We start from the raw sequence: 21,309 nt of genomic DNA on the forward strand, positions 1-21,309 counted from the left end.
CAAAAAAATAGGAAAATCATTGTTAAATCAGATTTTAAAGATTTTGGAGAGATCAAATTTATTCTTAACCGGTAGAGGCGGGGTAGGTAAGAGCTACATAACGACTTCTGTTATAAAACACTATAAAAATGAGCTTAAAAATGTAGTAGTATTGGGAAGTACTGGGATAAGCGCCGTTAGTGTAGGCGGGGTTAGTGTGCATAGTTTTTTTAAATTCGGAATTTGCTCGAATTTGGAGGAGTTAAGAGGACTTGATAAAAAACAAAAGTCGCAACTAAGCAAAGTAAAGGCGGTTCTTGATAGCTGTGATCTGCTTGTGATAGATGAGATATCTATGGTTAGCGCCGGGCTTATGGAGATGATTTACTATAGACTTATAAACTCTAAATTTGTAGGCAGAATAATGCTTGTCGGGGATTTTTATCAGCTTCCTCCGGTGCAGAAAAAAGAGACTAATCAAAATTCTTTATTTGAATTTGTTTATGCATTTAGCTCCTATGCGTGGAGTGAATTCGGTCTTAAAAACATAGAGTTAGTAAAATCAAAACGGACAAAAGATCTAGAGTTTTATGAAATTTTATCTAATTTAAGAGTGGGTAGATTAGATGAGAAAGTTATAAAATATATTGAAAATTTATGCGTAGATAAATTTGATATAGATGATAACACTAGTGTGCTTTTTGGTAGAAACTATGAGGCTGATAGACTAAATTCTGCAATGCTTGAAAAGCTTGACAGTAAACTTGAAATATCAAATGCCTTGGTTGAAATTCACGATGAAAAATTGCACGAAAAGAGTCTTGAAAACTGGATAAATAGTCTTAGCGTGCCTGAAATTTTGCACATCAAAGTTGGTGCCAGAGTAATTTTTATCACTAACAAATGGGGTGAATATTATAATGGTGAGCGCGGAGTTATAATGCAAATTTTAAAAGATGGCAATAATATAGAAAGCGTCATAGTGCAAAAGACAAATGGTGAGATAATCGAGGTGATGCCAAGTAGGTTTGAGCTTACAGAATTTGAGCTAGTTGATGATAATATAGAGCAAAGAGTCAGGGCTTCTTTTTTGCAGTTTCCGTTTAAACTAGCCTATGCTCTTACTATTCATAAATCGCAAGGAATGAGTATAGATAGCTTAGTTTGCGATCTAAATCATATTTTTGCAAACGGACAGCTTTATGTCGCACTATCTAGGGCTACAGATCCTAAAAAGCTAAAGCTGATATACCAAAGAGGGCAAAATTTTAGGGATTATTTAAGAAGTGTTGTTAAAATTGATGAAGAGGTTGATAAATTTTATAGAGAAAATATCTTTGAGAATATTAAGGAGGAGATATGAAAAGGCTCTTTTTATCACTATTTTTAATAGTTTTTGCATATTCGGATGTGCTTAATATAGAAAATTTTGAAGCCGATCTATACTCAAAGGATAGTCAAAATTCAATAAAAAAAATAACAGTTAGTCTTCGTGTTTCTGGTAGAGACATTAACGATAATGAGGCTTATGTGTTTGACGGGCTTAATGTGGTTATAGGAAGCTTTTATGTAGAAGATCTTCTTACTTCTATGGGCAAGGAAAAATTTAAGGAGACCTTTGCCAAATATACTGCCAAAAAACACTCTGTAGATATAGATGAAGTGCTAATAATCTCGCTTAAGATAGTTCGAGAGCCAAAACTTGAAGAAATTTTACAGATCATAAGAGAGCAGGGAAATTATCTAACGAAAAATAAGGATAAAGGCAAAAATGATGAGGATGATATAATCATAAAAAAAGATGGCAAGATAGAATTAAAGCCTCTTGATCTAAATTCAATTAAAAATTTCGGCAAAGATTTTGGCGAATAGATTTAGTGATTTATTACATCGTAGTGCGACGGGATAACCGGAGTTAAAAACTCATTAGTTATTTCGTAGTTTTTGACTACGTTTTGAAATATTATTTTTATTTTGTTTCCAAGTCTGTCTTCATAATCGATCCTTGATGGATAGTTACCTTTCATAGTCAAAAAATACTCGGTATCGTCAAAATCGGCCTTGTATAGACCTTCTTTGATTTTCTTCGCCTCTTTTAAAATATCTCCCAAATTTGGCATATTTTTTACTCTTGAAATTATGGCTTGCTCCAAAGTTTCTTCTAAAACTACTACTTTTTTATTGTCAAAATATATTTTTTTTGCCGTAGGTCTAGTGTATATCCAAAGTGCGTTGTTGTCTTTTCTAAGATAAAATTTACCGCTATAGTCTATTGAGGTCTTATTGCTTGTAACTGTTTGTGTGAAATCACCTTGAATTGTATTGAAGTCAAGATTGGATGCAAAAGAGGCTATATAAATGGATAAAAATAGTATAAATTTTTTCATTAATTTTCCTTTTAAGTGCGAATTGTAGCTAAGTTTAATTAAATAAATGGTAAAATCTAAGCTTTATAAAATAACTAAAATAAGGCGGATAGATGATAGTTGGCATTATGCAGAAAATTTTCGGGACGAAAAATGATCGAGAGGTAAAAAGATACGCAAAACGAGTCAAAGATATCAATGCGCTTGAGCCAAAATATCAAGCTATGAGCGATGAGGAGCTAAAGGCTAGCTTTAATGAGCTTAAATCAGCTATTCAAGACGGAGCAAAAACTCTTGATGAAGTATTAAACGATGTCTTTGCCATTGTTAGAGAGACGAGCAAAAGAACTTTAAATATGCGTCATTTTGATGTTCAGTTAATAGGTGGCATGGTGCTAAATGACGGAAGAATAGCCGAGATGAAGACGGGCGAGGGAAAGACTCTTGTAGCAAGCCTTCCTGTCGTATTAAACGCAATGGCCGGTAAGGGCGTGCATGTTGTTACGGTAAACGACTACCTAGCCAAGCGTGACGCAACCCAAATGGGTGAAATTTATAACTTTCTTGGACTTAGCGTAGGAGTAGTTTTGGGCGGCGAGTATGATGATGAGGTTAGAAAGGCTGCCTATGCCAGCGATATAACTTATGGCACAAATAACGAATTTGGGTTTGATTATCTGCGTGACAATATGAAGATGGAGTTTAAAGACAAGGTTCAAAGAGAGCATAACTTCGTAATAGTGGATGAGGTAGATAGTATCCTTATAGATGAGGCTAGAACCCCGCTTATTATCTCAGGTCCTACTAACCGCACTCTTGATGGCTATATCAAGGCAAACGAGGTAGCTGGACAGATGATAAAAGGAGAAGCGCCTGCAACTCCTCAGGATAAGGCTACTGGCGATTTTGTGGTAGATGAGAAAAATAGAACAATAGCCATAACCGAAGAGGGTATAAGTAAGGCTGAAAGACTATTTGGTGTGGAAAATTTATATAACCTTGAAAATGCGATCTTAAGCCACCATTTAGATCAGGCCCTAAAGGCTAGAAATTTATTTGAAAGAGATGTGCACTATGTCGTAAGAGATAACGAGGTAGTGATAGTAGATGAATTTACGGGTAGATTGAGCGAGGGAAGGCGCTTTAGCGAGGGGCTTCACCAGGCACTTGAGGCCAAAGAGGGCGTGCAAATAAAAGAGGAGAGCCAAACCCTAGCCGATATAACATTTCAAAACTATTTTAGGCTATACAATAAGCTTTCTGGTATGACAGGAACGGCTCAGACTGAAGCTACAGAATTTTCTCAAATTTACAAGCTGGACGTTATCTCGATACCTACAAACGTGCCTACGATAAGAATTGATCATAATGACCTTATATACAAGACTCAAAAAGAGAAATTTAAAGCCGTAATAGACGAGATAAAAAGAGCCCACGACAAGGGTCAACCTGTGCTTGTAGGAACGGCTTCTATTGAGAGAAGTGAGCTTTTACATGAGCTGCTTGTAAAAGAAAAGATCCCTCACTCGGTGTTAAATGCCAAAAATCACGAAAAAGAGGCCCAAATCATAGCCGAAGCAGGTGCTAAAGGAGCTGTTACCATAGCTACTAATATGGCTGGACGCGGTGTAGATATCAAGATAAACGACGAAGTAAGAGATCTTGGCGGGTTATATATAATAGGCACGGAAAGACACGAGAGCAGAAGAATCGATAATCAGCTAAGAGGGCGTTCTGGTCGTCAGGGAGATCCTGGGATGAGTAGATTTTACTTAAGCTTAGAGGATAATCTTTTAAGAATTTTTGGAAGCGACCGCATAAAAAGTATAATGGATAGGCTTGGAATAGATGAGGGCGAGAGTATCGATTCTAAAATGGTTACAAGAGCAGTAGAGAATGCTCAAAAGAAGGTTGAAAGTCTGCACTTTGAGGCCAGAAAACATATCCTAGAGTATGATGATGTCGCAAATGAACAGAGAAAGACCGTATATAAATTTAGAAACGAGCTACTTGATCCTGAATTTGATATTGGTGAAAAAATCAAACAAAATAGAGGCGAATATGTAATAAATTTGCTTGAGCAGGCTGAAATTTTTGCAGGCGGTGTTAGAAGTGAATTTGACATAGATAAACTTGTCTCAATACTTTCCGAAAACGGATTGGCAATAAATGCAGACGAACTAAAAGAGCTTGATTTTAACGATTTAGCTCAAAAGATAGAGGGAATTTTAGAGTCTGAATATGAAGAAAAGATGAGTGTTATGGCTGATGATCAAAGAAGGTATTTAGAGAAAGTGCTTTGCCTTCAAGTGGTGGATAATGCGTGGAGAGAGCATCTCTATCAGATGGATATACTAAAAACCGGAATTGGACTTAGAGGATATAATCAAAAAGATCCGCTAACAGAATACAAAAAAGAGAGTTTTAACTTATTTATGGAGCTTGTATCACGCATTAAATTTGAGGGTATCAAGATACTTCAGGCTGTTAGGTTTAAGAGTCAGGAAGAGGTCGATGCCGAACAAAGAGTTTTGCAAAAGATGCAAGAGGAGCAAAATAAAGGGCTTAAATATTCAAATGAAGAAAGTAGTGCTACGACAAATGAGGTAAGAGGCAAAAAGATACCTCGCAATGAACCATGCCCTTGTGGAAGTGGCAAAAAATATAAAGAGTGTTGTGGTAAAAGCGGTCCTAAAAAAGGAATTTTTGCTTAGATGAGTTTAGTTAAGTATCTTCTTTTTAAATATTTACGCTTTGATAAAAGCCAGCCTTTTATCACTCTCTCTGCTATTTTGGCTTTTTTGGGAGTTAGCATAGGGCTTATGGTGCTTATAGTGGCAATGGCTATAATGAATGGATTTGATAAGGAATTTGAGCGTAAGCTATTTACGATGAACTATCCTATAACCATCCTTTCAAGCATACGTGCAAGTATAGAAGATGCCGATGTAAACGATTTAAAAGCCAAATTTCCACATCTAAAATTTAGCCCTTATATTATGACTCAGGTTATTATTAAGAGTACGAGCGGCCTAGAGGGCGGGATGCTCTTTGGAGTAAATTCAACTGACGAAAAGAGTATAAATTCCGTTGTCAAAGAGGGGCTTAAAAATAGAGAGATAAGAGGGTACGAGCTACTTGTAGGAAGCGCTATTAAAAATGATTTCGTGCTTAGCGGAGAGGATAAACTAACCTTGATATTTACTAAGGGTGATCCGGGAGGATTTGCTCTGATACCAAAGATGAAGCGCTTTGATGTGATATCTAGTTTTGACTCCGGACTCGTGGCGTATGACAAGAGCTATCTTTATACCTCAGTAGAGGCTCTGCGTAAAATTTTAGACTATGAAGAGGGCAGGTATGACGGAATCCATGTCTATTCTGATAAACCATTTGATGATATAAGCAAAATTTCAGCCCAGCTTCCACTCTCTTTAAGAGCTATTGGTTGGTGGCAACAAAATGGAAATTTCTTTTCAGCTCTTGCGCTTGAAAAGCGCGCTCTTTTTATAGTTTTAATGCTAATTATTTTGGTCGCATCTTTAAATATAGTAAGCTCGCTTCTGATGACTGTTATGAACCGCCGTCACGAGATAGCGCTTTTGCTCTCTCTTGGTGCAAGTAAGAGTGAGATAAAAAAGAGCTTTTTTGCCTTAGGTGCCACAATAGGTGGAAGCGGAATAGTATTTGGCCTTATATTGGGACTATTTGGAGTTTGGCTGCTTGGAAGTTTTGATATTATAAATTTGCCTGCAGATGTGTATGGAAGTGCTAAACTACCAATGGAGCTATCTTTAATTGACTTGTCGCTTATACTTGTTGGAGCCATTGTGATAGTGGCGTTTTCGTCATATTATCCTGCTAAAAAAGCAGCCCAGATAAATGTGCTTGAAACATTAAGAAACGAATAAAATAGTTTTTTATTTTTTAACTACTACACTCTCTAAATTTTCAAAGCTAAATATATTAAATCCATTTTCATGCCTATATGTCAAATTTAGCTTATGTGCCTCAAGTATATTATCTACTATATAAAGCCCCAAGCCAAAGCTTTTTTTGGCATCTTCACCTTTAGTAAACGGCTCTATATAGTGCTTTAGATCTTTTGATAGTTTTTCGCCTCTGCTTATGAACTTGATATCTTTATCGCCTATGGCTATTTTTACATGTCTATCGCTGGAGTATTTTAGTCCATTATCTATCATGTTTTTAATAGCTATCGCAAAGAGTTTAAAATCAATATTTATGCTAATATTTTCTATTTTCTCTATGACTACACTATCTTTTTCCACCATCGCTATATCAAGAGCTTCATCTATCACATCGTCTATCAGGCAAATTTTGGTGTTGCTTAGAGCGGTGCTTGATGTTACTTGTTCGACAGCGGCAAATTCGTTTATAAGACTTTCAAGCTTTACAAATACCGACACGAGTCTTTCTTGATTTTTATCTTTTTGTATCATTTCAGCGGTTATTCTTCCTTTTGTGATAGGAGTTTTAAGCTCGTGCATAATATTTCTTAAGAATAATTTTCTTGAGTTATTGAGGTGCCTAATTTGACAAACCGCATTATAAAAAGCCTCTGAAACTTCTGAAATTTCATCATTACCGCTACTTACATCTTTAATCTTGTCAATATCTCCTCTGGCAAATATATCTATCTGTCTTTTTAGTTTTCTTAGTGGCTTTAACTTTCTAATAACAAAGATGTAAGCTGCAAGTAAGATAAGTGCAACTATGGAAAAAATAATTTTGATAATATCATATCTATAGGGTTGGTATTCGTTGTCTTTTAAAAGTAGGGTTCTATCTATATGTTTAATTTTTAAATAGTGATGTTTTTCATATAGCATAATAGCACTCGAACCAATATCTGCTGAAATTTCCTCTAAAATCGTAGCATCTTTTAAAATTTTTTCTTTTTCTTCTTGATCTATAATCTCAGGCATTCTGATGCCTTCGATTTGGCGTTCATACTCTTTGTCGTTTATAATTCCACTCATATAAAATAGCGTATTTCTGGCTATTGTAGAGTATTTTGCATTCAACTCTCTTGTGTAGTTTTGCTTATCATACTCCATTAGCCATAAAAAGGCCAGAAATATGCTTGTAGACGCAAGTATAAATATAAAAGTAATAGTATAAAAAACTGATGAACGTTTCATTTTGGGGTAAATTTATTGAATAAGCTTATAGCCTATACCTCTAATCGCATGTATATATGTAGGCTCTTTTGGATTTTCACCAAGTTTGGCTCTGATTCTGCCTATTATTACATCTATGCTTTTATTTGATGAGTCTTCATTAATACTTTTGCAATTATATATAAGCTCTTCTCTCGTGATAGCCCCACCTTCTTTTTTGATCAAGTATTTTAAGATGTCAAATTCTGCAGCGGTTAAGTTTAAAGGCTCGTTTTTGAGGGTGATAATATGCTCAAATTCATTTAAAACCAGATCCTTGTTTTTCTGCTTTTTTTCTTCCGCTATAGTTACATTTTGGCGTCTTAAATGACTTTTAATACGCGCCAGTAGTTCTTGAGGATCGTAAGGTTTGGGTAGATAATCGTCCGCTCCATTGTCAAGAGCATTAACTTTATCGGTAATGTCATGTCTTGCGCTTGAGATTATGATAGGAATGTTATGTCTTTTTCTTATCTCTTTGCATACTTCAAGCCCATCAATACCAGGCAGAGTCAGATCAAGTATTACAAGATCAAATTTGCCAGTATTTAAAGTAGAAAGACCTATATAAGGTTCTTCCGCGATGGTAACCCTAAAATCATAGTTTTCAAGGTACTCACTTAAAATTTCAGCCAGTTCAAAATCATCTTCTATCATCAAAATGTTTATCATGCCATATTTCCAAAATTTATTTTAAGTTGATATCGATTATAACAGAAAATTTATAAAACTATATAAAGAAAAAAGTTGGGCGTAATCTTACGCCCTTAAATTTATTTAATAACAAGTCCTTGAATAACTCCGCCTCTATTTACCCATACAAGAGTTTTTTTGTTCTTAGAATTTAAAAGAGCCTTGTTAAAATCATTGAGATTTATTATATTTTCTTCACCGATTTGTATTATGATATCGCCTTTTTGGAAGCCAAATTTATCGGCGTTTGAGTTTGTCTTGACATCTGTTACTAGTACGCCTACTATATCTTGAGGAATTTTATATCTATATCTTATTTCATCGTTTATGGGAGCTACGCTCAGTCCGCTTATAGAGGAGTTATCTCTCATTCCTGTATTGGGTTGTTGCATATTGGCTAGTTTTATTTTTGTCGTTTCTATTTTACCTGAACGCTCATATACTAGAGTGATCTCTTTATTAGGAGTAAGAGAGCCTATCGTATTTTTAAGATCGTTTGCGTTTTTTATCTGCTTATCGTCTATTTGTATTATAAGGTCCCCTCTTTTAAGTCCTGCTGTATCGGCAGGAAGCCCCTTTTCTACACTGCTTATTAGCGCTCCTTCTTTGTTTTTATAAATTTCTTTTTGTTCCGTTGTTAAATTTGATATCATAACGCCTATATATCCACGTTCGATCTTGCCATCCTCGATAAGCTTTTTGGCTATCTCTTTAGTCATATTTGAAGGGATCGCAAAGCCTATTCCGTTATTACCACCGCTTCTTGATAGAATAGCTGAATTTATACCTACAAGAGCACCTCTGCTATCTACAAGCGCGCCACCTGAGTTTCCAGGATTGATAGAGGCATCGGTTTGGATAAAATTTTCATATTGATTTAATCCGATATTATCTTTATTTAGACCTGAGATTATGCCTTGTGTTATACTTCCGCCTACTCCAAACGGATTTCCTATGGCAAATACAATATCACCTTCCATTATCTTAGATGAGTCCGCGATCTTGATTGCCTTTAAATCCGTTGCTTCTATTTTGATTATCGCAAGATCAGTCTTTGGATCTGTGCCTATAATCTTCGCCTTATACTCTTTTTCACTCTCCAGTAAAGTTACTAAAATTTCATCGCTATCTTCTATTACGTGGTTGTTTGTTACTATATACCCATCGCTTGATATTATTACTCCTGAGCCTAAAGATGCACTCTTTTGCTTATCTTGGGGGATTTTAAAGTTAAATCCAAAAAAGTCTCTAAAAAAAGGATCGTTAAACATCTGGTCGAATCCACTGCCTGCAGTAGTAGTTTTTGTAGTGGATATATTTACTACTGATTTTTTAGCTTCAGAAATAGAGCTATTATAAGAGAGTATAACTCCATCAGAGTTCTCCGGATTTAATCTTGTAAATTTATCTTTGGCTTCATTAAAATTTATTGTTGCTGCAAATATAGAACAAGCTGCAACAAGCGATATCACAACTATTTTTTTCATTATTATTAATCCTTTTATAATTAGTATTTTAAAAAAGGATTATAAAGTATCCCACTTAACGCAAAGTTAATGTTTTTTAGCCTATTGTAAATATATAAAATTAGTATACTTGATTGACATAGACTAAAGTTTTATGCTACAATAATTATAAAAAAAATTGCTTTAAGGATATGAAATGAGTAATAGTCTTTATGATACTTTGGGCATTTCAAAAGGCGCAACTAGCGACGAGATAAAAAAAGCATACCGCAGATTGGCAAGAAAATATCATCCGGATATAAATAAAGAGCCTGGTGCAGAAGATAAATTTAAAGAGATAAATGCAGCTTATGAAATTTTAAGCGATGAGAAGAAAAAGGCTCAATATGATCAATACGGCGATACTATGTTTGGAGGACAAAATTTCCATGACTTTGCAAGCAGTTCAGCCAATATGGGCGATCTTGACGAGATATTAAAAAATATTTTCGGCGGAGGCTTTGGAGGATTTTCTAGAAGCGGCTTTAGTGGATTTTCAAGCTCAGGATTTGATGATGGCTTTAGTGGATTTTCGCAAGATCTAGACATTAGAGCCAGAGTAAATATACCTTTTGAGGTTGCTATTTTGGGTGGTGAGCATAGGATAAATTTTAATGGAGATAGTCTAAAGATAAAAATTCCAAACGGTATAAACAATGAGGAGAAGCTTCGTATAAAAGGCAAAGGTAAGAGCGCTAGAAGTGGCGAGGCGGGCGATTTGATACTGACTGTAAATATAGAACCGAGCAGTGAGTATGAAAGAGATGGCGATGATTTGTATAAGGAGGCTGAAATTCCGCTTAGAACAATGCTTTTTGGTGGAAAGGTAACTATATCTACCTTGCAAAAAGATGTTACCATAAAGATTGCCGAGAATTCAAAATCAGGACAAAAGATAAGAATTAAAGGCTATGGTGTAAAAAATAGAAAAAGTGGACTTTATGGAGATTTGTATCTTAAGATCAAAGTTGCATTGCCGGATACAAATTCGCTTGATGATGATTTGATAAAAATTATGAAAGAAAAACTTCCGGAGAGATAAAATGCGTGGATATGATGAGCCTGTTTATCTTATAAGTGTCGTTGCTAAAGTGCTTAGCATACACCCTCAAACCTTGCGTCAATATGAGCGAGAAGGTCTTGTTGAGCCGTCAAGAACCGATGGTCGTATGAGGCTATATTCTGAGAAAGATCTGGATCGTATCAAGATGATACTTCGTCTGACTCGTGATTTGGGTGTAAATTTGGCTGGAGTTGATGTGATATTGCAGCTAAAAGAGCAACTTGATCAGTTTGAGCAAACTATAGATGAGTTAAGAAGTGAAGTGGATAGGCTTAACAATACAGGCACTATTCCATCTAAAAAAGCCCTTGTTAAACGCAAGAATAGTTTTGATCTTATTTTTTATGAACATAAAGATAAGGGCTAATATTTATTAAAATAAGGTTGCTTTTGATATAATTTCAAATACAGATAATTAAAATTTAGCTTTAATTATCGGCTTATGTATGAGGTGGAATTTGGAAAATTTTTTACTTTTTTTTGCTATTTTATTGATAGCAAGCATTGTTTTTAGTAAGGTTTCTGATAAATTTGGTATTCCATCTCTTATTGTCTTTTTAGCTGTCGGTATGCTGGCCGGATCTGACGGACTTTTAGGAATTGACTTCACAAATCATAGAGTGGCTCAAGAGATTGGCACCATAGCTCTTATATTCATATTGTATGCCGGTGGTCTTGATACAAATTTTAAATCAGTTAGACCTATAATGGTAAGTGGTATAGTTTTAGCGACTATCGGAGTCATACTAACTGCAGGCACTGTTGCCGTTTTGGCAAGATATCTTTTAAATTTTAGCTGGATGGAAGCATTTTTATTAGGTTCTATTATCTCATCTACTGATGCAGCGGCGGTATTTGCCATCTTAAGAGCCAAAGGAATTTCGCTTAAAAACAATCTAGGACCGCTTCTTGAGCTAGAGTCAGGCTCAAACGACCCTATGGCGATCTTTCTTACTATGACTATGATTCAAATGATATCTTTATCCACCACTCCGACACCTGCAAATATAGCACTTATACTTGCGGAGCAGTTTTTAATAGGTGGCATATTAGGCTATATATTTGGATTTTTATTGCCATCTATATTTAATAGATTAAGACTCGAGTATTCTGGACTTTATTCGGTATTTTCGATAGCTTGGGCTTTGCTTATTTACACTATTGTTACAAAGGTTGGTGGAAACGGATTTTTGGCTGTGTATATAGCTGGAATTTTTATAAATAAAAAGGAATTCGCTCATAAAAAGAGTCTTGTCGGATTTCACGATGGTATTGCTTGGACTATGCAGATTGTTGTGTTTTTGACGCTAGGTTTACTTGTATTTCCCTCAGAGCTTCCGTCTGTAGCATTTATGGGTTTTATAATAGCTTTATGGTTGATGTTTGTTGCTAGACCTGTGGGCGTATTTATATCCCTTCTGTTTTCAAAATATAATATCAAAGAGAAAATTTTCATCTCATGGGTTGGTCTTAGAGGAGTTGTACCCATAGTGCTTGCTACATATCCTTATGGAAGTAATTTGCCAAATTCAAATTTAATATTTAATACTATCTTTTTCGTGGTCCTGATATCTTTGGCTGTTCAAGGTGCTACTCTTGAATTTTCAGCGGTAAAATGTGGAGTTAAAGACGATGATGAGGTTGAAGAAGCTGAGGCATCGAACTTACCAATTTTTTATCATACATTAAGACAATACACTATACATTTTGGCTCGGAAATCATCGAGAAAAACCTAGCGGAACTTGAGTTGCCAAGTGATTTTCTTATCCTGCTTATAAAACGCAAGGGCGAATACATCAAGCCTACAGGCTCATCGGTATTTGAAGAGGGTGATTTATTGCTCATTCAATGCGAAGATGAAAACAAATACAACGAAATTTTAAAAACTTATTTTGTTCCGCAGAATTAGAATTTTAGATACATTTCAATTCTGGTTAAATTTCTCAATGGAATATTATTGTCTAAAGTTAAATTTTATTGGAGCAAATTTTACATCATTTGTTTTTTAAAAATTGTTTTATTTCAATATCACCTTTCTCTCCAACAAAACCACAACTTTTGCCACCATTTTTCCCTATAGTAGCTTTATGTATTTCATTAAATACCATTCCATAAGGAATATAAATTTCATAGGCTTTTGCAACTAAATTATCTTTATTGTCTAAAATATTATATTTATGATGCTTTGAAATTTTGTTCGAAAATTTCTCATTGCTTGATAAAATACGAAATTTTTCTACATCATCTTTAGTATAATCGTTATCCAAAACAACAACCCCATAATCTTTTTGAATATTACATTTGTATTGGTATGTTATAAAAAATCTAGCATCGTCAAAATTTATAACAGCAAGAAACAGAACTACCCATAATATAATTTCCTTATTAAATTTGATATTTTTTCTATGAAATATTGATAAAAATATTGGCATAATAAATATTGGAAATATTAGCAATGTTGTTGAAATAATTACACATGTTAGTATTGATACAAATTTTAGTATTTTATTTAAATTTGACAAATAAATTTGATTTATCACTACAGCCCAAGCAAAAGAAATTATAAGTATTAAAATAATAGCTAGCATTTACGCTCTTCCATTTTTAGTGATGTATATTGTTGGACATTATTTTATAAAAACTAACAAATAGTTTTAAGATTATAAAATTTATATTTGTAATTATAGCTTGTTTTTAAGATTAAAATGAAAGATTAGCTAAAAGTGAGAGAGCATAAACTCTCTCGTAAATTTTTAAGATTAAGCTTCTAAAGCTTGTTTTAGATCTTCGATTAGATCATCAGCGTCTTCTATGCCTATGCTTAGGCGGATAAGTCCTGCAGGCACTCCGATCTTAGCTAGTTCGCTAGGCGGAATTTGCTGGTGCGTAGTTGATGCGGGGTGAGTGATGATAGATTTAGAATCACCGATATTAACAACAATGCTAAAAATTTTAACCCTATCAAGCACTGTTTTAGCTCGCTCAAAGCTATCAACCTCAAAGCAAAGTAGTCCGCTTGCCATGCCGCCGTCAAAATATTTTTGAGCTCTTTCATATCCTACGTCGTTTTTGAGCCCTGGATATGTGACACTCTTAACCGCTTCGTGAGAATTTAAAAACTCAGCGATTTTTAATGTATTATCAGAGTGTTTTTTCATACGAAGAGCAAGCGTCTCAAGCCCTTGTATGAGCTGCCAAGAGTTAAATGGTGAAATCGTAGCGCCTATATCGCGTATAAGCGAAAGCCTCATCCTAAGCGTATAGATGTCAAAACTCTCGGCAAGTTCTGCATATATGAGTCCGTGATAGCTCTCGTCAGGTCCGTTAAAGTGCGCGTATCTGGCGCTTGAAACTATCTTTGAGTTTAGCTCTTTGCTGGCTATCACGGCACCTGCTATGCTTAGCCCTTGACCGCTCATGTATTTGCTTGCGCTATGCACTACGACATCCACGCCTTGTTCTATAGGGCGAAGTAGGATCGGTGTAGGCACGGTGTTATCGGCTATGGTTATGATGCCGTGTTTATTTGCGATAGCGACTATTTTTTCGATATTTGGGATGGCGATTTGCGGATTTGAGAGCGTTTCAAAAAATATCGCCCTAGTTTTGCCATCTATCAACTTTTCAAGATCGTCCGCGCTGTCGCTATCAAAGGCTCTTGCTTCTATGCCAAATCTTTTTAGCGTGTGGTGAAACAAAGTGTTTGAGCCGCCGTAAATTTTCTTAGCTACGATGATGTTTTCGCCTGCTGCTGCGATGTTTGCAACCGCGTAAAATATAGCAGCCTGTCCGCTTGCCGTAGCTATAGCAGCCGCGCCGTTTTCAAGAGCTGCAAGTCTAGCTTCAAAAATATCTGTCGTAGGGTTGTTTAGTCTTGTGTAAATCGGTCCAAGTTCGGCTAGTGCAAAACGATTTGCCGCAGTCTCGGCAGTGCCAAAATCATAAGCCGTAGTTTGGTAAAGAGGTACCGCCATCGAGCCTGTGCCGATTTTGGTGTCGTAGCCAAAGTGCGTGGCAATGGTTTCTTGTTTCATTGTTTGCCTTTATGATAGATTTAAATTTCGGTATTATACAGATAAAAAGGTTACATTTTATTAATGCGGCGGCTTTAAACGCTAAATTTTAGCTTGAAATTTGCAAGATAAAAGTAGGGTATAATTGCACTTTGATTTGGAGAGTAAGATGAACACTGTAGGATATGATAAATTTAAGCGTGTAAAATATCTGCGCGGGCTTGAAAAATTTGCAAAATCAGCCATAAATGGGCTTAAAAGAGAGGATTATGACGAGGAGCAGTTTAGAGTAAGAGTGGCTAATAATGCTGAAATTTTAGCTAAAATCGAGCCTGTATATCTTGACTCGGCATATTCAAAAGCGCTTGAAAAATTTGTAAATTTAATCATAGCAAATAATGACAGAAACGAGCTTTTAGACGCTGCAAATTCGCTTGAGAAGCTAAAAAACTCTAAAACATATAAAAAAGATAAGCATAAAAATAGATACAAGGATGAAGATTGAAAACGATAATTTTTGATATGGACGGCACTCTCATAGATAGCTCAAAAGCGATTTGCGTGACGGTTAATGAGGTTCGCAGAGAGCTTGGGTTTGATAGCGATTTGGCTGAGGATTTTATAGTTAAAGCGATAAATGAAATTGGGCGAGATCTCGGCAAAGAATTTTACGGACTAAACGTCATAAATTCAAAGCTAAGAGATGGTTTTGAGACTAAATTTAAGATAAATTACGACAGATACGCAAGGGCTTATGAGGGCGTAGAAGAGCTGCTTAAAAAGTGCGTGGAGGCAAACTATTTTGTAGCACTTGCCAGTAATGCACCGCAAGAAACCCTAAACGATATTTTAGTAAAAAATAATATTTATAAATATTTTAATCATATCATTGGAGCCAGTAAAGATGTACCGCAAAAGCCTGATCCGACTATGATAAATTTAGTTAAAGAGATGGCTGGATTTGATAAGGTTTTGTTTGTCGGAGATAGTCATAAAGATGAGCTTGCAGCCAATGGTGCCAAAGTAGAGTATATAAATGTATGCTGGGGATTTGGTAGCGAAAGTAAGAGCGCAGTCAATATATACGATATAGAAAAAGCTTGGCAATATATCGAATCTTTGTAATAACTACATAAAATAATACATATAAAAATACAAATTATTTTACATATAAATTCAGCTTAAAATATAGTAAAATTAAGCTGAATTTAAATATTTGTATCTTTAAAATTTAAAAAATTTAAATCTAAATTTCTTGGCTAAAAATCCTTTTTTAATTTCAAATTTTACTTTGGCACTGTACTTAAAAATGCTTATCTGGATTTAAAATTTACTCTGGCACCTTGTAAAAAATATCAAAATTTAGTTTTAAATTTTACAGCTTATTTTTAGACATTAATATTATTTAATATTATTTTATTTTAATATACTCATAAATCAAAAGCCTGTTTTATAATCAAAATGAAAGTTTGTTTGGCTATAATAAATTTAAAATTTATTTAAAGGAAATTTATGGATTATGATATCTTTGCTCAAAATCCAAGAGATAAATTTTTTGATATTTTATTTAACGCAAACAGAAATTTAGTAGAGAACGAGACTGAAAAACTACTTGAAAGATTTGTGGCTATGAGCATATATTGCGAGCGTAACGGATTTGATGAAATTCAGCAAAACGCATTCATAGCGCAAAATCAAACTGAAATTCATGAAGGCTTAAATGATATTTACATCGGACTTAGTGGGGATATTTTAAGTCAAAATGAGTAAAATACTCTCTGTTTTTTTTATGTTTTTTTTAGCCTTTGCAAATGCCGTTGATTTAGGCTTTAGCGAACAACATTTGTTTGAGCTTAAAAAGGATGAGTGGGCGAGAGTTTTTGTGACGGAAAAAGGCACTAGCGATCGCGATAGCTTTGACTTTAGATGGACGCTGTTTGATAACACAAATATCATCGTTCATACTAGATACAGAAACTATCCAAGACAGCTTGTTATGTCTCTTAGGCGTGGTTTGAGTCTGTATAAACAGAGCTTAATACCAGATTTTAGACAGCCTCCGATGGATATTGCATGGCTATATCTTGAATTTGAAAATTTTAAAGATGGCAAAGGTTTTTTTAAAGTTTATATAAAAGATGATCAAAAACGTCTTGACGTAGAATTTTTAGATCCTGTAAAGAGGTAGTTAGTATGGATAAAATTGATGAAATAATGTATCAATTTATAGATGAGCTTGGATACGACCGAGCTAGTGAAATTTTTAGGAATGTTAGCTCAGGTAAAAAGCTTAGATCAAAGTTGCTTTTAAAAATTGTCGGAGAGAGTGAGGAGAGCCTGAGGTTGTGCGCTATAATAGAGCTTATACACCTTGCAAGCTTGCTTCATGATGATGTGATAGACAATTCTGATACAAGGCGAGGCAAGCCTAGTATAAATGCTACTTTTGGTACAAAAAGAGCCATAATGCTAGGCGATATACTATATTCTAAAGGTTTTTACGAACTATCCAAATTTGACCCAAAAATAGCTCAAAATATCTCAGATGCAGTCTGCAAACTAAGTATAGGCGAGATGATGGATGTGGAGCTATCTAGAGATTTTAATACCGATAAAGAGGCTTATCGCACCATGATTTACTATAAAACCGCAGTGCTTATAGAGGCTACTGCTGCGGTAGGTGCAAATTTGACTGGGCTTGATGAGGAAAAATTTAGAAATTATGGTAAAAATTTGGGATTAGCTTTTCAGCTAGTCGATGATATTTTAGATATTACTCAAGATGCCCAAACTTTGGGTAAGCCTAATCTAAGTGATTTAAAAGAGGGCAAAGTAACTCTTCCATATATCTATCTTTATGAAAATTTAGGTGATGAGGATAGAGGAAGGCTTATGAATCTTTTTAAAGCGGAGCTAAACAGTGCTCAAATTGATTGGGTGAAATCTAAAATGTCTAGAACCAGCTCTATAGAACGCTCGATAAAAGAGGCCAAAGAGCTTGGTAAAAAGGCTTTAGAAAGCATAGCTCAATACAATATAAGCGAGCTTGATCATATAGTTAATAGTATGATCGATAGGGAATTTTAATGCATTATACAAGCGTAAGTTTTACACATAAAAATACTGATATTTCAGTTAGAGAGAGGCTTTCGTTTTCTAATATAGAGAGAAAGACAGAAATTTTAAGGCTCTTAAATTCAAGCCAAAATATTAATGAATGTATGGTTTTAAATACCTGCAATAGAGTCGAAATTATCGCTAGCGTAAAGGAGATAGAGGGAGCTAGTAAGCATATAATATCCTGTATATCTCTGCTTTGCGGTATAGATTATGAGGAGCTTTACACTAGAGCCGATATATATGAAGATAACGGGGCTATTCACCATTTATTCGCCGTAGCAAGCTCTCTTGATAGCTTAGTTATAGGCGAGACTCAGATAGCAGGACAATTAAAAGAGGCTTTTAGATTCGCTTACGCAAACGGAAATTGCGGAATGAAGCTTGGTAGAGCCATAGAAGCCGCTTTTAAGTGTGCTGCAGAGGTTAGAAATAAGACTGAAATTTCTAAAAATCCAGTATCTGTTTCAAGCGTGGCGGCTCAAAAAGCAAAAGAGATGTTTGACGGAAATATCAATGGAATGGTTGCTGTAATAGTAGGTGCTGGAGAGATGGCTGAGCTTGCCGCAAAGCATATCATAAGTAGCGGTGCCAGAGTAATAGTGATCGGCAGAAATATCGATAAGGCAAAGGCTTTAGCCATGTCTTTAGGTGATAATAACGAATATGATTCTATTGAAAATTTAAAAGATTATATCAATAAATATCAGCTTATATTCTCAGCTACGGCTTCGCCATATCCTGTAATACTTGATTCGATGATAGAAAAAAGAGAGTTTGATAGATATTTTTTTGATATCGCCGTACCTAGAGATATAGCTGTAACTCCTAGTGAAAATATTAAAATTTATGCAGTCGATGATCTAAAGGAGATCGTGAGTAGAAATTTAGCTCTCAGAGAGGAACAGGCGCAGATAGCTTATACTATCGTAGGAAGAAATACGACACACTTCTTTAGACACCTTAGAGAGCTTGCTATAACTCCTGTGATAAAGGGAATTAGAGAGCAGGCTAAGGAGTGCGCTCAAAAAGAGCTTGAAAAGGCTATCAAAAAGGGGTATTTAAAGCATAGCGATCATGATGAAGCATATAAGCTGATTCATCAAGTTTTTAAGGCATTTTTACATGCGCCAACTATGAAATTAAAATCTTTGGCTGATGATAGCAACTCTGAAAATATAATAAAATTTACAAAAAATGTCTTTGATATAAAGAACCACACACATATTGAGGATGGCGAATTTGAATGGGAGAGTGAGTAGTGAGATTTTCTAGACTTTATGTACCGACTTTGAAAGAGGCTCCAAAGGATGCTAGCTTGCCGAGTCATAAATTTTTGTTAAGAGCGGGATTTATAGAGCAAACCGGAAGTGGGCTTTATAACTTTTTGCCACTTGGTAAAATCGTGCTTGATAAGATAAGAAACGTAGTAAAAGATGAGATGGATAACGCCGGAGCTCAAGAGGTAACGATGAGTGTTGTTACTGCTGGTGAACTATGGAAAGAGAGCGGACGATTTGATGTGTTTGGTAAGGAGCTTTTGAGATTTAAAGATCGTAAAGACAATGATTTTGTAATAAGTCCTACCAACGAAGAGGCTGTAGTGGCTCTTGTGCGTGGCAAAATTACTAGCTACAAGCAGCTGCCGCTAAATTTGTATCAGATTAATACTAAATTTAGAGATGAGGCCAGACCGCGCTTTGGACTGCTTAGAGGGCGAGAATTTTTGATGAAAGATGCTTATAGCTTCCACGCTAACGAAGAGGATTTAAAGCGCGAATTTGATCTCATGGAAGAGACTTACTCGAGAATTTTTACTCGCTTGGGGCTAAATTTCCGTGCGGTTGAGGCAGATAGCGGAGCTATCGGAGGAAGCGGAAGCAAGGAATTTATGGTTCTAGCAGATAACGGAGAGGATGATATATTGGTGTGCTCTTGCTGTAAATATGCGGCAAATATAGAAGCTGCAAAGAGAAAAAAGCGTAGCTGTGACGCCGAGCGACCAGAGGCTGATGCGAGTAAATTTTACACTCCTAACGCAAAGAGTATCAAAGATATAGCGGAATTTTTTAGAGTTAGCGAGTTTTACACGATAAAAGCGGTGATAAAAAAGGCTATTTATAAAGATGAAGAAAAGGTTGTGGTCTTTTTCATCCGCGGCGATGACGAGCTTCAAGAGGTTAAGGCGACCAACGCATGCGGTGCGCTTGAGATAACGGACGCTAGTGAAGAAGAGATAAGCAAAGCCGGTCTTGTAGCAGGATTTTGCGGACCGGTTGGGCTTCATGGCGTGGAGTTTTTTATAGATAGAGAGCTTGAGGGCGAAACTCAGATGATATGCGGTGCAAACGAGAAAGACTACCACTTCGTAGGAGTTAGCGTTACTAACTTTAATAGTGACCGCTTTAAAGACCTTTTAGCCGTAAAAGAGGGCGATAGATGTCTGCACTGTGGCGGGAAACTCAGCGTTAGCAAAGGCATTGAAGTTGGGCACATCTTTCAGCTTGGACAGAAGTATTCAGCCGCGATGAATGCAACCTTCCTTGATGAAAACGGCAAAGCAAAGCCGTTTTATATGGGTTGCTACGGCATAGGCGTTAGTAGGCTGGTTGCCGTGATGTGCGAAGCTAGTCACGATGATAAGGGCTGCATCTGGAAAAAGGAGTGCGCACCGTTTGACGTGCATATAATCATCTCAAATTTAAAAGATGAGGTCGGAGTAAAATTTGCAAACGAGCTTTACGGCGAGCTTAGAAGCTTTGGCATTTCAGCTTTGCTTGATGATAGAAATGAGAGATTTGGCGTTAAGATGAGCGAATTTGAGCTTATCGGAATTCCTTACGGAGTAGTCGTTGGCAAGGGGCTTGAAAAAGGCGAAGTTGAGTTTGTAAGGCGTGCAAGTTTAGAAAAAACTTCGGTTCATAAAGATCAAATTTTAGCCAAGGTCAAAGAGGCGCTATGCTAAGACTTCTTTTTATGCCCTATGTCGCGATCGAGGTTATATGCGCTTATTTTTTTATTAGCGAATATGGATTTTTACCTCTTGTTCTAGAGGTTATCGCGACGGCTGTTTTGGGCATGTTTTTTATGTTTCAGGTTGGATTTTTTCAGCTTATTTCAAGGATCGTATTTCTTAAGCCAAGTGATATTTTTGGAGTGCTGGGTATGCCTATCGGAGGATTTTTTCTATTTATCCCGGGCGTTGCTACCGACGTGCTTGGCGTGGTCGTCATTATCTTTGCTCTGTTTTCAAATTTAAAAAACCAACCGCTTAAAAAAGAGCGTGAAGGCGAATATTATAGTTACAGACGAGAGCATAAGGAGGAAGATGGCGAAATCATAGATGTTGAAGTTGTCGAAGAAGAGCGTAAATATAAATAAAGGTAAAA

The 21,309-nt window shown here is 35.8% G+C and carries 21 protein-coding genes; 15 read left to right on the forward strand and 6 right to left on the reverse strand.

The window, feature by feature from the left end; translation table 11 throughout:
* Positions 1-19 precede the first annotated feature (19 nt).
* Both CDOM16189_RS01765 and CDOM16189_RS01770 read left to right on the forward strand, forming a co-directional pair.
* Entirely contained in the window at positions 20-1,342 is a 1,323-nt protein-coding gene (locus CDOM16189_RS01765; protein WP_169973865.1) for an ATP-dependent DNA helicase, read from the forward strand.
* Positions 1,339-1,851 carry a hypothetical protein gene (locus CDOM16189_RS01770; protein ID WP_169973867.1) on the forward strand — a complete coding sequence of 171 codons (513 nt, stop codon included), beginning with the start codon at positions 1,339-1,341 and terminating at the stop codon, positions 1,849-1,851. The genes CDOM16189_RS01765 and CDOM16189_RS01770 overlap by 4 nt, the downstream gene beginning before the upstream one ends.
* Positions 1,852-1,853: 2 nt before the next feature.
* Here the strand turns inward: CDOM16189_RS01770 and lolA are convergent, their stop codons facing one another.
* Positions 1,854-2,366 (reverse strand): LolA-like outer membrane lipoprotein chaperone, encoded by a 513-nt coding sequence (gene lolA, locus CDOM16189_RS01775; protein WP_169973869.1) that lies wholly within the window; start codon positions 2,364-2,366, stop codon positions 1,854-1,856.
* Positions 2,367-2,458: 92 nt separating this feature from the next.
* Here lolA and secA point away from each other — a divergent pair, with 92 nt between their 5' ends.
* Positions 2,459-5,059, forward strand: a complete 2,601-nt coding sequence (gene secA, locus CDOM16189_RS01780; protein WP_169973871.1) for a preprotein translocase subunit SecA — start codon at positions 2,459-2,461, stop codon at positions 5,057-5,059.
* Positions 5,060-6,256 (forward strand): ABC transporter permease, encoded by a 1,197-nt coding sequence (locus tag CDOM16189_RS01785; protein WP_169973873.1) that lies wholly within the window; start codon positions 5,060-5,062, stop codon positions 6,254-6,256. It begins immediately after the preceding gene.
* Between the two features lie 9 nt (positions 6,257-6,265).
* On the opposite strand, the gene CDOM16189_RS01790 is transcribed toward CDOM16189_RS01785, so the two are convergent.
* The 3 genes from CDOM16189_RS01790 to CDOM16189_RS01800 form a co-directional block, all read right to left on the reverse strand.
* Positions 6,266-7,510: an ArsS family sensor histidine kinase gene (locus CDOM16189_RS01790; protein ID WP_169973875.1), complete on the reverse strand. Its 1,245-nt coding sequence runs from the start codon at positions 7,508-7,510 to the stop codon at positions 6,266-6,268.
* Between the two features lie 12 nt (positions 7,511-7,522).
* On the reverse strand, positions 7,523-8,200 hold the full coding sequence (locus tag CDOM16189_RS01795; protein WP_169973877.1) for a response regulator transcription factor: 678 nt from the start codon (positions 8,198-8,200) through the stop codon (positions 7,523-7,525).
* Between the two features lie 101 nt (positions 8,201-8,301).
* Positions 8,302-9,708 carry a Do family serine endopeptidase gene (locus CDOM16189_RS01800; RefSeq protein WP_169973879.1) on the reverse strand — a complete coding sequence of 469 codons (1,407 nt, stop codon included), beginning with the start codon at positions 9,706-9,708 and terminating at the stop codon, positions 8,302-8,304.
* Positions 9,709-9,883: 175 nt separating this feature from the next.
* Here CDOM16189_RS01800 and CDOM16189_RS01805 point away from each other — a divergent pair, with 175 nt between their 5' ends.
* From CDOM16189_RS01805 to CDOM16189_RS01815, 3 genes are all read left to right on the forward strand, one after another.
* Positions 9,884-10,768 carry a DnaJ C-terminal domain-containing protein gene (locus CDOM16189_RS01805; protein ID WP_169973881.1) on the forward strand — a complete coding sequence of 295 codons (885 nt, stop codon included), beginning with the start codon at positions 9,884-9,886 and terminating at the stop codon, positions 10,766-10,768.
* 1 nt (position 10,769) lies between these two features.
* Positions 10,770-11,156: a heat shock protein transcriptional repressor HspR gene (locus CDOM16189_RS01810; RefSeq protein ID WP_169973883.1), complete on the forward strand. Its 387-nt coding sequence runs from the start codon at positions 10,770-10,772 to the stop codon at positions 11,154-11,156.
* Positions 11,157-11,247: 91 nt separating this feature from the next.
* Positions 11,248-12,699, forward strand: coding sequence for a potassium/proton antiporter (locus CDOM16189_RS01815; protein WP_249321458.1), 1,452 nt, complete (start codon positions 11,248-11,250; stop codon positions 12,697-12,699).
* 85 nt (positions 12,700-12,784) lie between these two features.
* On the opposite strand, the gene CDOM16189_RS01820 is transcribed toward CDOM16189_RS01815, so the two are convergent.
* Complete coding sequence (locus tag CDOM16189_RS01820; protein ID WP_169973887.1) at positions 12,785-13,378, reverse strand: hypothetical protein; 594 nt, start codon at positions 13,376-13,378, stop codon at positions 12,785-12,787.
* Positions 13,379-13,549: 171 nt separating this feature from the next.
* The gene (locus CDOM16189_RS01825; RefSeq protein ID WP_169973889.1) at positions 13,550-14,824 is read right to left on the reverse strand and encodes an O-acetylhomoserine aminocarboxypropyltransferase/cysteine synthase family protein; all 1,275 of its coding nucleotides are present in this window, start codon (positions 14,822-14,824) and stop codon (positions 13,550-13,552) included.
* A 148-nt stretch (positions 14,825-14,972) separates the two neighbouring features.
* Here CDOM16189_RS01825 and CDOM16189_RS01830 point away from each other — a divergent pair, with 148 nt between their 5' ends.
* The 8 genes from CDOM16189_RS01830 to CDOM16189_RS01865 all read left to right on the forward strand — a co-directional run bounded on the left by CDOM16189_RS01830 (position 14,973) and on the right by CDOM16189_RS01865 (position 21,301).
* On the forward strand, positions 14,973-15,308 hold the full coding sequence (locus tag CDOM16189_RS01830; RefSeq protein ID WP_169974049.1) for a hypothetical protein: 336 nt from the start codon (positions 14,973-14,975) through the stop codon (positions 15,306-15,308).
* Entirely contained in the window at positions 15,305-15,928 is a 624-nt protein-coding gene (locus tag CDOM16189_RS01835; protein ID WP_169973891.1) for an HAD family hydrolase, read from the forward strand. The genes CDOM16189_RS01830 and CDOM16189_RS01835 overlap by 4 nt, the downstream gene beginning before the upstream one ends.
* A 387-nt stretch (positions 15,929-16,315) precedes the next feature.
* Entirely contained in the window at positions 16,316-16,573 is a 258-nt protein-coding gene (locus CDOM16189_RS01840) for a DUF2018 family protein (protein ID WP_169973892.1), read from the forward strand.
* A complete protein-coding gene (locus CDOM16189_RS01845; RefSeq protein WP_169973894.1) occupies positions 16,566-16,991 on the forward strand; it encodes a hypothetical protein in 426 nt (141 codons plus the stop codon). The genes CDOM16189_RS01840 and CDOM16189_RS01845 overlap by 8 nt, the downstream gene beginning before the upstream one ends.
* 5 nt (positions 16,992-16,996) lie before the next feature.
* Complete coding sequence (locus CDOM16189_RS01850) at positions 16,997-17,890, forward strand: polyprenyl synthetase family protein (protein ID WP_169973896.1); 894 nt, start codon at positions 16,997-16,999, stop codon at positions 17,888-17,890.
* Positions 17,890-19,182 carry a glutamyl-tRNA reductase gene (gene hemA, locus CDOM16189_RS01855; RefSeq protein ID WP_169973898.1) on the forward strand — a complete coding sequence of 431 codons (1,293 nt, stop codon included), beginning with the start codon at positions 17,890-17,892 and terminating at the stop codon, positions 19,180-19,182. Before CDOM16189_RS01850 ends, hemA begins: the two co-directional genes overlap by 1 nt.
* Complete coding sequence (locus CDOM16189_RS01860) at positions 19,182-20,885, forward strand: proline--tRNA ligase (protein WP_169973900.1); 1,704 nt, start codon at positions 19,182-19,184, stop codon at positions 20,883-20,885. The genes hemA and CDOM16189_RS01860 overlap by 1 nt, the downstream gene beginning before the upstream one ends.
* Positions 20,879-21,301, forward strand: coding sequence for an FxsA family protein (locus CDOM16189_RS01865; RefSeq protein WP_169973902.1), 423 nt, complete (start codon positions 20,879-20,881; stop codon positions 21,299-21,301). Before CDOM16189_RS01860 ends, CDOM16189_RS01865 begins: the two co-directional genes overlap by 7 nt.
* Positions 21,302-21,309 lie beyond the last annotated feature (8 nt).

This window comes from Campylobacter sp. RM16189, assembly GCF_012978815.1.
In the GTDB taxonomy this organism is placed as follows: domain Bacteria; phylum Campylobacterota; class Campylobacteria; order Campylobacterales; family Campylobacteraceae; genus Campylobacter_A.